This window comes from Bacteroides sp., from assembly GCA_036351255.1.
In the GTDB taxonomy this organism is placed as follows: domain Bacteria; phylum Bacteroidota; class Bacteroidia; order Bacteroidales; family UBA7960; genus UBA7960.
This window is the reverse complement of record JAZBOS010000069.1, coordinates 1-14081: the sequence shown is the minus strand read 5'-3', so window position 1 is coordinate 14081 and position 14081 is coordinate 1. Positions and strand designations below refer to the sequence as shown.

Genomic DNA, 14081 nt, shown 5'->3' with positions numbered 1-14081 from the left:
CCAATGATGCAACCAATCAGGAAAAAAGGGCTTTTTTTCTTGCTGTCTTTTATTCTTTTTCCAGGGCTTGCCGTTAATGGCCAGGACCCATGGAGTTTAAAAGACTGTGTAGATCATGCCCTGAAAAACAACATTCAAATCAAGCAGCAAAAGCTTAGCGTTGAGATTGCCGAAGAGAATTTACTGCAGACGCGTGCCAATCAGCTTCCCAGCATCAATGCCAACGCTTCGCACGGCTATAACTTTGGTCGAACGATTGACCCGTTTACCAATGAATTTGCCACAGAAACCGTTCGTTCGAACAACTTTAGCCTGAGCACCGGGCTCAACCTCTTCAGTGGTTTACAGGTCCGCAATACCATTGCGCAGAACCGCCATGAGCTGGAAGCCTCCCGCTTTGATGTGGAAAAGATAGAGAATGACATTTCGCTTGCTGTTGCCTCAGCTTATCTGCAGATTCTGTTTGCGCGGGAACTGGTGGAAGTTACGGCAAGCAACCTGGAGGTCAGCCGGCAACAGGTGGATCATACCCGCCGGCTGGTGGAGGCAGGCACCTTGGCAAGGGGCAGCCTTTATACCATAGAAGCCCAAGCCGCTTCGGAGGAACTTCAACTGGTCAATGCCGAAAACCAGCTCGATATTGCCTATCTGAACCTGGCACAGCTGCTCGACCTTGAAGATTATAGTAATTTTGAAATTGAGGTTCCGGAGATTGAAATAGAGACTTTTGGGGAAACGGAACATAGTCCCCTGCAGATCTATACGACCGCTGTGAACAGCCAGCCGGAAGTACGTTCGGCCGAACTGCGTGTTGCCAGTGCTGAACGGGGCGTGAAGATTGCCCAGGGGGGTCGCAGCCCCATGCTGAGCTTTCGCGGAAATTACGGAACAGGATATTCGGGCGCCAGCCGTGAGATTACCGACGTAATGATCGGTGAGCCCCAGCAAATTGGTGAAACGGAAGGCGGAGAACCCGTTTTCGCACCCTCTTTGGACTACCTGACCCAGATCAAGCCTTTTGGCGACCAGCTGGAAGACAACCTGAACCGCAGCCTCGCATTTGTGCTTACCATTCCCATCTTTAACAACTTCCAGACCAAGGCAAGTATTAGCCGTTCGCGCATCGCCCTTGAAAATGCCAACCTGAATCAGCAGCTGGTGCGGGTTCAGTTTTTTAAAAACGTTCAGCAGGCACATGCTGATGCACAGGCCGCCCTCAAAAGGTACACTGCCACCATCAAAAACGTACAGGCCCTGGAAGAAGCCTTTCGGTATACCGAACAGCGCTTCAGTCTGGGGATGGTAAACTCTTTGGAATATAACGATGCTAAAAACCGTTTGAGCGCTGCACAGTCTGATCTGCTGCAGTCGAAATACGAATATGTATTCCGCACCAAAGTGCTTGATTTTTATTTAGGTGTTCCGTTAAGTTTATAAAAATTGCAACCCTGAAAATAGTATCCGATGAAAAATAAAAAATTGCTCAGAATCGTCCTGATCGTTTTGGCGGTATTGGTGGTGTTTCTGATCGTAGGCAGTAAGGCAGGCTGGATTGGCAGCCAGGAAGGCACCCGTGTTTCCACGGAGGAGGTGACACCCCGTAACATTGTAGAAATCGTGACCGCAAGTGGGAAAGTGCAGCCGGTAACGGAAGTCAAGATCAGTCCCGATGTATCGGGAGAGATCATTGAGTTGCCGATCCGCGAGGGAGATTTCGTTAAGCGGGGCGACTTGTTGGCGAAGATCAACCCCGACCTGTATCTCTCGGCGCTTGACCGTGTGGCTGCCTCCGTAAATACCAGCCGTGCCAACCTGGCTAATGCAAGGGCCCGTTCCTCACAGGCTGAAGCCCAGTTTATCAATGCTACCTCAAGTTACAACCGCAATCAGCAATTATACGATCAGGGTGCCATCTCCGACTCGGAATTTGAAGCTGCCCGGGCGCAATACCTGGTGGCACAGGCCGAAGTAGAGGCCGCCCGTCAGAGTGTTGTTGGTGCCGAATACCAGGTAAAAAGCGCTGAGGCCTCTTTGAAGGAAGCCCGCGAGAGCCTGGCAAAGACCAGCATCTTTGCTCCAATGGATGGGACGGTATCGCGCCTCGATGCTGAGATCGGCGAAAGAGTGGTCGGTACCTCGCAATTTGCCGGGACAGAAATCCTGCGCATTGCCAACCTGAATCAAATGGAGGTGTTGGTGGAGGTGAATGAGAACGACATCATCAGGGTGCACGAAGGCGACACGGCCAGCATTGAGATCGATGCATTTTTGGGTAAAAAATTCCAGGGTGTGGTTACGGCCATTTCCAACTCTGCCCAAGTGGAAGGCTTAACCGTTGATCAGGTGACCAATTTTGAGGTGAGGATCGAAATCCTTACCGAGTCGTATCAGGATTTGGTTTCAGAAGACCAGCCGCACCTTTCTCCCTTTAGGCCAGGCATGTCAGCCACGGTTGACATTCGTACTCAGCGCGTGCATGATGCCCTTTCGGTGCCGATTCAGGCCGTTACTACCCGTCAGGAAGAAACCCCCAGGGGCGATAGCATCCAGGCTCCGCCTGAAACTCCCCAAAGTCCCCAGGAGTATGTTTTTCTTCTTAAAGACGGAAAAGCGGTACTTCAACCGGTTACAACAGGTATTCAAGATTCACAGTACATTGAAATAAAGTCTGGACTGGAAGAAAAGCAAGAGGTCATTACTGGTCCATATCGTGCCATTTCGCGCGAATTAAAGGATGGTGATGCAGTGATTAAAACCGAACGCCAGGAATTGTTTGGGGAGAATTAAGCTTGCAAAGACTTATGGCCAATCTTTTGTGCATTGAAACTTCTACCCGGGTTTGTTCAGTGGGTATTCTGCGTGATGGGGATCTGCTGTCGATCCGGGAGGACCAAAGCATGAATTATTCCCATTCGGCTGTCCTGACGGTATTCATTGAGAACGTGCTGAACGAATCCGGGCTCACCGCCAAAGACCTCGACGGAGTAGCCGTAAGCCAGGGCCCAGGGTCCTACACAGGTTTGCGCATTGGGGTCTCGGCAGCCAAAGGTGTCTGCTATGCCCTCGACATTCCCCTGATGGCCATTGACACCCTTCAGGCCATGGCAAGCCTGTGTCTTGAAACGAAAACAGAAGCACTGAATGCCCATCCCAATGCTGATCTTCCTCTTTTGCTTTGCCCCATGATCGATGCCCGTAGGATGGAAGTGTATCATGCATTGTTTGACACGAAACTTAAACACGTGGAGCCCACCCAAGCTAAAGTGGTCGAGGAGGGCTCCTTCGAGGAATGGCTCAGTCGCTATCGTGTGGCTTTCTTTGGGGATGGGGCTTCCAAATGCAAAACCCTGTTACAGCATCCCAATGCCCTGATTTTTGATGATGTCTTCCCCTCAGTGAAAGGCATGATGACCCAGACTACGGAAAAATTTCAAGCCTCTGCCTTTGTTGATGTGGCTTATTTTGAGCCTTTTTACCTGAAAGATTTTGTGGCCGGAATTCCCAAAGTGAAAGGCCTGTATCGCTAATTTTTTACCTTTGTAAAAAAGAAGCCTGATGAAATTAAACCTTCCTTCTTTTCTGAAGAACAAATACATCATCGCCCTTGTGGTGATGGTGGTTTGGCTTGCTTTTTTCGACAAGAACAACCTGATTCAGCAATGGCGCATGCGTAAGCAATTGATTGAGCTGCGTCGCGACAAGAACTACTATTCTGAAGAAATTGAACGGGACAGCACTTCAATCCGCGAGCTTAAGGAGAATCCGGAAGCCTTGGAAAAGTATGCGCGTGAAAACTACCTGATGAAAAAGGAGGACGAGGAAATTTTTATCATCGCAGAAGACTGAATCAAGCTGGGTCCACATCCAGGATGACCCTTATCCGCTTAAAGGCCGGATCGGCAAGAAAAAAATCCACTATTTCACTGAGCTTATCTTTGCTGGCGCTGAGTTTTGCATCGCGCTCCAGTTTTACCATCATGTTTTTCATGTACTGGTTCCTGATGCGTGATACCGGGGGATACTCGGGTCCCAGCACCTTTTTGGGGAAATGTTTGCGGAGGCGTTGTGAGAGCTCGTCGGCAGCCTGGTTGACCACACTGGCATCACGGTGCAAAACAGTCACCCGGATCAGCCTGAAAAAAGGCGGGTAATGGAAGCGTTGGCGTTCCATGATCTGGGTGTGGTACATCGATTCGTAATCGTTGGCTACCACTTGCTTGATGATGGTGTTCTGGGGGTTCCAGGTCTGGATGATCACCTTTCCGCGTTTCTGGTCGCGGCCGGCACGCCCGCTTACTTGGGCCATCAGCTGAAAGGCCCGTTCGTGAGCCCTGAAATCAGGAAAGTTCAGCATGTTGTCGGCATTGAGAATGCCTACTACACTCACATTGTTGAAGTCGAGGCCCTTGCTGACCATCTGGGTGCCCACCAGGATATCGATCCTGCGTTCTTCAAAGTCATTGATAATCGAACTGTAGGCGTTTTTCGAACGGGTGGTGTCCAGGTCCATTCGGGAATTGGTGGCTTCCGGGAAAAACACCGGCAGTTCCTCTTCAATTTTTTCGGTCCCGAACCCTTTTAGTCTCAGGTTGGTTGAGTTGCATACCGGACAATTGCTGGGTTGGGTAATGGTATACCCGCAATAATGGCACTTTAACTTGTTGATCTTTTTGTGATAGACCAGGCTCACATCGCACTGCTTGCACTCAGGGATCCAGTTACAGGCTTCGCATTCCAGCCGGGGAGAGAAGCCTCTTCGGTTCTGGAACAGGATCACCTGCTCCTTATTGGCCAATGCTGTTTGGATGCTCTCATAAAGCATGGAAGAAAAGTGTGACTTCATTTTCCTGTTTCGTGACTCCTGCCGCAAATCGGCCACGATGATCTCGGGCATCTTTACCCCGCCGTGGCGGTGATTCAGATCCACATACCCGAACTTTCCTGTCTGTGCATTGAAAAAGGTCTCCAGGGAAGGGGTGGCCGACCCGAGCAATACTTTAGCCCCATGCATCCTGGCCAGATATATGGCAGCATCCCTTGCCTGGTATCTGGGGGCAGGGTCATGCTGTTTAAAACTAGGCTCATGTTCCTCGTCGACAATGATAAGCCCCAGCTTACTATATGGCAGAAACATGGCAGAGCGCGGCCCCAGAACCAGGTCGTAGCGGATCACCTTGTTGTGTGAAACGATGCCTCCCAGCAATAGGTTGTTCCATACTTCGATGCGCTCACCGGCGCTGAAACGGGAATGATACACCCCTGCCCGATCACCAAAGTGTCGCTGAAGCCGGTTGATGATCTGTGCTGTCAGGGCGATTTCAGGGAGGAGGTAAAGCACCTGCATCCCTTGCTCAATGTATTCGCGGATAAGCTTGATATAAATCTCCGTTTTGCCACTCGAGGTTACCCCGTGAAGTAAGGTAATATCGTGATGCTGGAAGCTTTGATTGATCTCTTTCCATGCTGCTTCCTGATGTTCGTTGAAAACCACCATATCCTTTTTTGCATCCTGATGACTGAAGTGGCTGACCTGTTGTGTATAGGTCTCAAAAACGCCTTTCCCAATCAGGGCTTTCAATGCCGCCGGGCCTCCTTTTACTGTAGCGGTCAGTTCTTTTTGCAGGACCTCAGCCGGATGGGGCTCATAACGACGCGACAGGCGAATAAAGCTGATCAGCAGTTCCAGTTGTCGCGGAGCTTTTCGTTCAGTCTGATCGAAGACCTCTTTAAGCTTTTCTTCAATGGCATATTCGGTTGTAAGCTTTACAAGGGTTTCCGTTCGGGGTTGCCACGGGTCATCGAGGCTGTCCTGCATCACGATCATCCCTTTTTCGATCATCCCTTTCAGCAGGGGAAGCACCTTGGGAAGCCCGGCAATGCCTGAGGCCTCACTCAGGCTCATTTCCTTCTTGTTTTTGAGGGCCTGCAGCAGGGCAAACTCCTTTTCGCTGATTTCTTCGGTTTCTAAGTCAGCCTGGGGATGCAACAAAATTTTTGTTTCGCCCGAAAGCTTCATGGCAGGTGGAAGGGCTGCATTCATTACCTCCCCAAGGGTGCAGAGGTAATAATTGGCAATCCACTCCCAGAACAGGAACTGATCTTCTTTCACTACGGGCTCGTCATCCAGCAGCGAGAGGATGTACTTGGCCTGAAAATCGCGCGGAGGTTGGGTGTGAACGTTCCTTACGAGCCCTGCGTAAACCTTGCGTGAGCCAAATTGAACCACTGCACGCTGACCCACCCGGATCTGCTCGTTGAGCGACTGTGGCACCCGATAGGTGAACAGGCCTTTTAAAGGCAGTGGCAACAGGATATCGGCAAAAAGGGTCAGACGCTCCATAAAAAAAGAAGTCATTTTAATGTCCCGGGGGAAATCAAAATTACTTCTTTTTGGAGACTTTCAGTGCGCTGTTGGGGTATGGCTTTAGTCTCCCATGCAAATGCCGATTCCCCTGGCGGTTTTTACCAGGTCAGAGTCGGGGTCCACAAAATTGTACTGGGTGATGGCCTCAGTGAAAGGTACAGAAACAATATTGGGATGGCGGTAAGCCACCATTTTCCCGAATTCCTGCTTAAGGACCATTTCAAATGCTTTAGCCCCAAATTGTGTAGCCAACACACGGTCGTAGGCAATGGGCGTTCCCCCGCGCTGCAGGTGACCCAGCACGGTTTCACGCATATCGGTTTCAAGGCCTGCAGTCTTCAGGTCGTGGATCAGTTTTGATGCCACTCCGCCCAAACGTATGTTTTCATAACCGACCTCAGAGCTCTCCTCGTAATACATCTCACCGTTGACTTGTTTGGCGCCTTCGGCGATGACAATGATGGCATAGCCACGTCCGCGGTGAAAGCGGCTGTAGATCTTGTCCATTACCTTGTTGAGGTCATAGGGGATCTCGGGGATCAGGCACACATCGGCACCCCCCGCCACGGCGCTGTGCAAGGCAATCCAGCCTGCATAACGGCCCATCACTTCCAGTACCAGTACCCTGTTGTGGCTGGCTGCCGTGGTCACCAGTTTGTCAACGGCCGTGGTAGCTTCCTGGACGGCAGTTTGAAAACCAAAGGTGAAGTCGGTGGCCGAAAGGTCGTTGTCAATGGTTTTGGGTACTCCGATAACGTTGAGGCCTTTTTCGAAGAGAGCCTGCGATATGCGCTGGGAGCCATCGCCCCCGATGTTGATCACGGCATCCACTCCAAGGTACTGAAGCCTGCGAAGCATCTCGTCAGAACGATCGGCTTCGCCCCAGCTTCCGTCGGGGTTTTTAATGGGCCATGCAAAAGGGCCTCCCTTGTTGGTGGTTCCAATAATCGTACCTCCGCGAATATGGATGCCCGCTACTTCTTTTTCAGTGAGCACTACAATTTCATTGGGCTCATTCAGGATGCCATCAAAGGCATTGATGCTTCCTACCACTTCCCAGTCGCGTTCCTTGGCGGCACGCAGAACAATGGCACGTATGACCGCATTCAGACCGGGACAGTCGCCACCACCGGTGGCTACCAATACTCGTTTTCTCATGGATATGTTTTAAATAATGCTGATGTCAAAAAATTAAAATGGATGGGAAATGGACAAACTTCCACAACTTAAATAAAAGAGGTGCAAAGATATGAAAAAATCAGCAGTTAGGAATGCTTCACTAAGCTGCCTTATTCTATCCTTTTTCTTTTCGGGCGGGTTGAAATCACGTGATCTTTATGTGACCCCTTAAACAATTCAAACACCATGAACTTGCATTCCAGGGCGCCATTGAAGACGGTCGTCCGTGAAATGGGTTTCAACCCAATGGACTTCATGGCGGGTACATCGGAGGTGATGATTCCCGCCTTGTATCCGGGGTAGTTGTTTTTCAGGGTATCACCAATGGAACGGTAGAAGTCGGGCAAGTCCTCCTGTTTCATGCGCTGCCCATAAGGAGGGTTGAGCAACACCCAGCCGCCCCCAGCGGGTGGATGGAACTGAAAAAATTCCTGCCGTTGCAGTTTGATCTGACCCATCAACCCGGCCTCCATAATGTTTTTACGGGCGATGTCGATCACTTTGACATTCATGTCGGAAGCCATAATGGTAATGCGGCTGCCAACGCGCTGGCTTTGGGCTTCGCTTTTAACGGTTTCCCACAATTGCGGGTCATAATCGTTCCATTGCTGGAAGCTGAAATGCCTCCTGAGACTTCCTGGGGAAATGTTGTTGGCCATCAGGCCGGCCTCTATGGAGAAGGTCCCGCTGCCACACATCGGGTCAACAAAGTTCGACTGCTTGTCCCAGCCTGACAGCATGATCAGGCCAGCCGCCAGCACTTCGTTCAGGGGAGCACCGCCGCCTTCCCCCCGGTAACCTCTTTTGAACAGTGGCTCCCCACTGCTGTCGAGCGACACCACGCAGCGGTTGTCGTTCACATAAATGTTCAGCCTGATGTCAGCTTCATCGCGGCTTACGCTGGGCCGTTCACCAGTCTTGTCGCGGAAAGCATCGACAATGGCATCCTTGCTGAGTTGCGACAAGAAAAGGGTGTTGGTAAAGATTTCGCTGCGGGCGGCCACTGAATAGATCACAATGGTCTTGTCCACCCCAAAATGTGCGCCCCAGTCAATTTCCCGCATCTGCTGATAGAACTCATCCTGGGTGGAGAAGTTGAAGGTGGCTATCTCGCGGAGCACGCTGATGGCGGTGCGGCAAAACATATTGGCCCGGTAAACGTGTCCCAGGGTTCCGGTAAAGGAAACCCCGCGACGCAACACTCTGGGGCTTTCAACACCCAGTTGTTGAAGTTCTCCGGCGAGCAACTCCTCCAAACCGGTCAATGTTTTTACTACGATTGGGAATGTGTTTTCGCTCACTGGAGTTTTCCGTTAATGATAACCTGTTCTACTTTGTTGCTGCCATAGGCATAGGGCATAAAGGCGTAAGTGGAGATGGGCTTGGTGATGAATACGTTGGCCTTCTTTCCCACTGCTATCGTGCCCAATTCTTCTTCCAGGCCCATGGCGTAGGCCCCGTTCAGGGTCACCGAATGAATGATCTCCTCGGGAACCATCTTAAACTTGATGGCCCCCAGCGCCATCACAAACTGCATATTTCCGGAAGGGGAAGAGCCGGGATTATAGTCGCTGGCCATTGCTACGGGAAGACCTGCATCGATCATCTTACGTGCAGGGGGATATTCCATCCCGAGGAAGAAGGCTGCCCCGGGCAGCAAGGTGGGCATGGTGTCGCTGTTGAGCAGGGCCTTGATCTCATCATCGCCGGTGAACTCCAGGTGATCCACAGAAAGGGCATCATATTTCACCCCCACCTGTATGCCTCCCGAGAAGGCCAGCTCGTTGGCGTGAATCTTCGGCTTAAGGCCATGTTTCAAACCTGCCATCAGCATCCGTTCTGTTTCTTCTGGGGTGAAGAAGCCCCGGTCGCAAAACACGTCGATATAATCGGCCAGCTCTTCACCGGCCACCATGGGGATCATCTCGTTGATGATCAGATCCACATAGGCGCCCTGGTCGTGCTTGTATTCAGCCGGCACGGCGTGTGCTCCCAGGAAAGTGGCTTTGATGGTCAGCGGGCTAAGCTCCTTTAAGGTTCTGATGACCCGCAGCATTTTCAGTTCGCTTTCTGTGGTCAGGCCATATCCACTTTTGATCTCTACAGCGCCGGTGCCCAGCATTTTGATCTCCTCCAGGCGTTCCAGGGCCTGGTCGGTGAGTTCCTGTTCACTGGCCTGCTGCAGTCTGCGAGCCGAGTTGAGGATGCCTCCCCCGCGTTTGGCGATTTCTTCATAAGATAAACCTCTGATCTTGTCGATGTATTCGATCTCGCGACTGCCAGCATAAACAATATGGGTGTGCGAGTCGCAAAAGCTGGGAAACACCATCTTTCCCGTGGAATCAATTTCCTTTACCCCTGATGCCCCGGCACAGGAAAAGAAAGGACTCTTGTTAAAATCTGACATCAGGCCAAAGCCTTTGATCAGGCCGTCTTCAACAAACAACCAGGCGTCTTTTAGTGTGGGCAGGCTGGCCATCTCTTTGCCCGCAACCTTATTGCGGGGTGTGGTTTCCACCTGGATCAGTTCCTTGATATTGCTAATGAGTATCTTCATCTTTGCCTCAATAAAAAAACTGCCCGAAAGCAGTTGTTATGCATTCATACAAAGGTACATAAACTTTTCCTTTTGGCTCAGGGAAAGCACTGGCCAATAAAAAACCAGGGAGGAAAACAAAAAGTCTTCCCGCCCTGGTCTACCAAAAACAAACACAATCCTTATGGTATTGGTCTGGGTCTCGGTTGCTGTGGCAAGGTGATCTCAGTGGTTTCACCGTCCACGGTTATGGTGGCCAGGTTGTCGCATTCCCCGTCGCCATAATCAAGTACTGTAAGGGTTTCTCCAACCTGCATTTCAATTGTTCCTGCCACAATCCAGCGGCAACTCATTTTCTTATGCAGGGCGTTCGTGATGGTGTTGGTGTATTCCACACCGTCGCGGTTCAAGCCGTAGCAAGATCCGGTGAAGAGGAATTCGTCATCCCATACAAAGAAGGGGGTTTCAAGTCCCGCGATCCATTCACGGTTGCGTTCCATTTCACGGGTGATAAAGCTGCCGTCTGTAAAGGTGATCTTACCTCCTTCAAGGGTAATCGTTAGGTTAACACCGTCGAGGTTCGAGATGGTCTTAGTGCCTTCAATCAGGTTGCCATCTACTGTAAAGTCTTCAAAAGTGATGATCCTGGTGGTGCCAATGGCGCGCATCGGGCCATCGGTCCAGATGTAGATGATGCCGTCTTTCACGCGGCCCTGGCCAACCTGCCACTCAATGAACTCAATGGTGATGAGCTTGGGAAAACCGGGATAATCCGATTCGCCTTCCACTTGTTCAACGGTAATGATGCGTTCTCCTGAGACTTCAGGTCCGCCACCAGGACCGGTTCCTGATCCGGGGCCGTTCTGATGATTCTGGTAATTGTTTTGCTGCATTACGTTGCTGACATCTTCGGCTTCAGAAAGCGCTTCTGTGTAATAACCTTCCACGATAGCTTCCTCTTCGGCAAGCCTTAGTGAGGGTTCCGAAAATTCTGTTTCTTTCTGGCAGGAATTGGTTCCGAATAAAAGGATCAGGCTGAATGCCAGTAATCCCAGTGTGATTTTTGTCTTCATCTTGAGAAAAATTTTATTGAATACTCCGTTTGTTTTGATGATCCTTATCTTCCTCAGCTTCATAAAAAGAAAGGGGAAACCCAAAGCTGACGCTCAAAAGTATGATGCCAAACATGAAATTTTAATGAAAAAACGAAAATAGCATAAAAAAACCGCTGCACATTTTGAGGTACAGCGGTTTAAATTAAGCTTTCTGTTGCAATGATTATTCAGGCATCGTAACGGTTGATACATCTACGGTAATTTCCTCCAGGCGCTGGGCTACCTCGTCGGTCATTGTTTCCTGGTAGCGTCCGTCGATATGCTTGGCAAGGAATTTCTCCATGGCGGCGATGAAAGCCATCGTGTTGACCGGGCGGGCAAAGCCGTGCCCTTCATCAGGCGCGTTGATGTATTCCACGGGGAATCCACGCTCCCTGAGGGCTACCACGATCTGGTCGCTTTCAGCCTTATTTACCCTGGGGTCGTTTTGTCCCTGCACCACAAGCAAGGGGGCTGCGATCTTGTCGGCCGAGAAAAGTGGCGACTGCTTTTCAAGCTGTGCTAAGCCCTCGGGTGTTGAAGGATCGCCCATACGGATGTGGAATGTGGTGCGTCCAGCTTCCCAGTAAGGAGGAATGGAGTTCAGCAGTGTAATGAGGTTTGAGGGCCCCACAAAGGATACCCCGGCGGCATAAACATCAGGTGTAAAGGTCAAACCGGCAAGGGTGGCATAACCCCCGTAAGAGCCCCCGAAGATGGCTACGCGCTCGGGATCAACAATGCCCTGGTCAACGAGGTATTGAACCCCCCAGGTGATATCATCCTGCATCAGCTCGCCCCATTGCTTGTTGCCTGCATTCAGATAGGCTTTCCCGAAGCCGGTAGAACCCCTGAAGTTGGGCATCAGCACGGCATAGCCGCGGTTGGCCAAAAACTGGGCATAGCCGTTATAGCCCCAGTAATCCCTTGCCCAGGGACCTCCGTGCGGGTGAACCACCAGTGGAAGATCCTTTTCGCCAAAGCCTTTGGGGAGTACCAGGTAGGCCTGTATCTCCATCCCATCGCTCGAAGGATAGCGGATGCTGGTCATGGGCGACAAGTGTTCGGTGGGAATGTCGGGCCGCGGACTGTACTGGAAGGTCAGGCTCTGATCTTCGGTGTCATACAAGTATACGGAACCCGGATCAACATCCGAACTGGCGCTGATTAGCCAGAAGCGCTCATCGAGTGTGGGGCTGAAAAAGTTATACTCTTTGTCACCCAGCTCTGCCTTCACCGTGTTAAAATGTCCCTCAAAGGTCTCGTCCTTAAAGTAATAACGGGTCTTTTCGTCGGTATAGGTGGTCAGGATTACTTCCAGGGTCTTGTCCGAAATGGCCAGACCTCCAAAGTCAGCTTTCCCTTCCGGGTCTTTTTCCACAAATTCCATCTTCCCGGTTTCAATGTCCATTAAGTAAAGCTGCGTCAGATCGGTATCTTCGCCAACATTCGACACCATGTAAACATGCTGGTTGTCCTTCTGGAAGGCAGCGGGATAAGCCGTTTCAAGCACGTTCCACGAGAAGAGCAGGGTTTCGCCTTCGGGATCTATCCGCCACAATTCTTCCGTGCCGTCGGGTAGGGAGCGCATGGCAAGGCGCAGCTTGTCTTCATAGTCGAACATCCATCGGGTGTAGCGATTGGTATTTTCGCGCATCAGGGTCAGCTCGCCCGTTGAGATCTTCAGGCTGTAAAGGTCGTGCCAGGCCCTGTCGCGGCTGTTCAGACCCACAAACATCAGGTCGGGATCAATGCGCGAAATGTGATAAATGGCGGCACGCACACCTTCCATATTGGTGATGTTGCGGGCTTCAGGAATGACTCCCGCGCTGGCCTCCTGGGGGTCGACGGCATAAATGTTGAAATTCTCATCACCTCCCTTGTCCATCACATACAAAAGGTACTTTCCGTCGCGCGACCAGAAATACCCCATAATGGGCCGCTCGGTCACCGCTGTTATTGGAATGGCCTCTTCAAAGGAAGCTTCACGGGTTTTGATCCAAATGTTTCGCGTGCCTTCATAAGGACTCAGGAAAGAGATGTAGGCCCCATCGGGAGAAAGGCGACCCCCGGTGATTTCCGGATCATCGAAAAATACCTCCCGGTCAATCAGGGGAGGAACGTCCTGTTTCTGCTCCTGGCAGGAGTAAGCAATGGCTCCAATCATAAGTACCAACAATAGAATTTTTTTGTTCATAGTTGCGGATTTTTAGGTTTGACCCATAAAGGTACGAATTTTATCGGAAGTATTGAGGAAATGCCCATTCTTTTTATTCGTTTTTCTTCTTTTTTTTTGTCAAAAACGCCCTCCAGGTCTTTGATAGCTGGGGTTTTAGGGAATACCCGGTTTTTTCAGTCATACCCCCTTTGTGACCGATGCCATTCGTGGACGGATTTGGTTCATACTTCAGACGTAGTTCAGGCGGGTTTCAGCCGGTTTAAAACGGTTGAAACCCGCCTGAACTACGTTTAAAGATCAAAGATGATACCGTGTAATTTCAACCCAGTTTAACAGGCACTCTTTAATATTCCTTGTCCCAAGGTCTTCTGAAAGGTTTTGGAAATGATTGCCCTGAGTTCGGCGGATTTATGCCTGAATTTTCTTACGCAACCACGGGATATTTTGTGGCCCGGGACTTTTTTTAGTCTAATGAATCATCATTTCAAAGAGAACTTTTGTTCCTGAAAAAAATATTCTATTTTTGGATAAAAATTATATTATTATCATATGAAAAAGATAGGACTGTTTAAAGTGTTTGTTTTATTATTTATCCTGCCGGTTTTTCCTCAATCGGGTTTTGTTCCCGGCTTCATCATCACCCATGAAAAGGATACACTCCATGGCAAGGTGGCCTATGTCGACCAGGCCTTGCTGCGCGAGGCATGCCAGTTTATAAGGGAAGGCGAA

At 50.5% G+C, this 14081-nt stretch carries 11 protein-coding genes; 5 read left to right on the top strand and 6 right to left on the bottom strand.

The window, feature by feature from the left end:
* Positions 1-3 precede the first annotated feature (3 nt).
* From V2I46_06215 to V2I46_06200, 4 genes are read left to right on the top strand one after another with little or no spacing between them, the layout of a single operon-like run.
* Entirely contained in the window at positions 4-1437 is a 1434-nt protein-coding gene (locus V2I46_06215; GenBank protein ID MEE4177089.1) for a TolC family protein, read from the top strand.
* Between the two features lie 27 nt (positions 1438-1464).
* Positions 1465-2787 (top strand): efflux RND transporter periplasmic adaptor subunit, encoded by a 1323-nt coding sequence (locus V2I46_06210; protein MEE4177088.1) that lies wholly within the window; start codon positions 1465-1467, stop codon positions 2785-2787.
* Positions 2788-2801: 14 nt separating this feature from the next.
* Positions 2802-3527: a tRNA (adenosine(37)-N6)-threonylcarbamoyltransferase complex dimerization subunit type 1 TsaB gene (gene tsaB, locus V2I46_06205; GenBank protein MEE4177087.1), complete on the top strand. Its 726-nt coding sequence runs from the start codon at positions 2802-2804 to the stop codon at positions 3525-3527.
* A 28-nt stretch (positions 3528-3555) separates the two neighbouring features.
* Positions 3556-3846 carry a septum formation initiator family protein gene (locus tag V2I46_06200; GenBank protein MEE4177086.1) on the top strand — a complete coding sequence of 97 codons (291 nt, stop codon included), beginning with the start codon at positions 3556-3558 and terminating at the stop codon, positions 3844-3846.
* Between the two features lies 1 nt (position 3847).
* Here V2I46_06200 and priA read toward each other — a convergent pair whose 3' ends face one another.
* From priA to V2I46_06170, 6 genes are all read right to left on the bottom strand, one after another.
* A complete protein-coding gene (priA, locus tag V2I46_06195; protein ID MEE4177085.1) occupies positions 3848-6340 on the bottom strand; it encodes a primosomal protein N' in 2493 nt (830 codons plus the stop codon).
* 84 nt (positions 6341-6424) lie between these two features.
* Positions 6425-7522 carry an ATP-dependent 6-phosphofructokinase gene (locus tag V2I46_06190; GenBank protein MEE4177084.1) on the bottom strand — a complete coding sequence of 366 codons (1098 nt, stop codon included), beginning with the start codon at positions 7520-7522 and terminating at the stop codon, positions 6425-6427.
* Positions 7523-7653: 131 nt separating this feature from the next.
* On the bottom strand, positions 7654-8844 hold the full coding sequence (locus V2I46_06185) for a THUMP domain-containing protein (protein MEE4177083.1): 1191 nt from the start codon (positions 8842-8844) through the stop codon (positions 7654-7656).
* On the bottom strand, positions 8841-10100 hold the full coding sequence (hutI, locus tag V2I46_06180; GenBank protein MEE4177082.1) for an imidazolonepropionase: 1260 nt from the start codon (positions 10098-10100) through the stop codon (positions 8841-8843). Before hutI ends, V2I46_06185 begins: the two co-directional genes overlap by 4 nt.
* A gap of 161 nt (positions 10101-10261) precedes the next feature.
* Positions 10262-11152 (bottom strand): hypothetical protein, encoded by an 891-nt coding sequence (locus V2I46_06175; GenBank protein MEE4177081.1) that lies wholly within the window; start codon positions 11150-11152, stop codon positions 10262-10264.
* A gap of 205 nt (positions 11153-11357) precedes the next feature.
* On the bottom strand, positions 11358-13370 hold the full coding sequence (locus V2I46_06170) for a S9 family peptidase (protein ID MEE4177080.1): 2013 nt from the start codon (positions 13368-13370) through the stop codon (positions 11358-11360).
* Positions 13371-13901: 531 nt separating this feature from the next.
* Between V2I46_06170 and V2I46_06165 the strand changes: the two genes are divergently transcribed.
* Positions 13902-14081 (top strand): hypothetical protein (locus V2I46_06165; GenBank protein ID MEE4177079.1); only part of this gene is annotated, 180 nt, incomplete at its 3' end.

Bases quoted from the DNA above. Each gene is read 5' to 3' on its own strand.
- V2I46_06210 (MEE4177088.1), top strand. From the start codon at position 1,465: ATGAAAAATAAAAAATTGCTCAGAATCGTCCTGATCGTTTTGGCGGTA.
- hutI (MEE4177082.1), bottom strand. From the start codon at position 10,100: ATGAAGATACTCATTAGCAATATCAAGGAACTGATCCAGGTGGAAACC.
- V2I46_06215 (MEE4177089.1), top strand. From the start codon at position 4: ATGATGCAACCAATCAGGAAAAAAGGGCTTTTTTTCTTGCTGTCTTTT.
- V2I46_06175 (MEE4177081.1), bottom strand. From the start codon at position 11,152: ATGAAGACAAAAATCACACTGGGATTACTGGCATTCAGCCTGATCCTT.
- V2I46_06170 (MEE4177080.1), bottom strand. From the start codon at position 13,370: ATGAACAAAAAAATTCTATTGTTGGTACTTATGATTGGAGCCATTGCT.
- V2I46_06200 (MEE4177086.1), top strand. From the start codon at position 3,556: ATGAAATTAAACCTTCCTTCTTTTCTGAAGAACAAATACATCATCGCC.
- priA (MEE4177085.1), bottom strand. From the start codon at position 6,340: ATGGAGCGTCTGACCCTTTTTGCCGATATCCTGTTGCCACTGCCTTTA.
- tsaB (MEE4177087.1), top strand. From the start codon at position 2,802: ATGGCCAATCTTTTGTGCATTGAAACTTCTACCCGGGTTTGTTCAGTG.
- V2I46_06190 (MEE4177084.1), bottom strand. From the start codon at position 7,522: ATGAGAAAACGAGTATTGGTAGCCACCGGTGGTGGCGACTGTCCCGGT.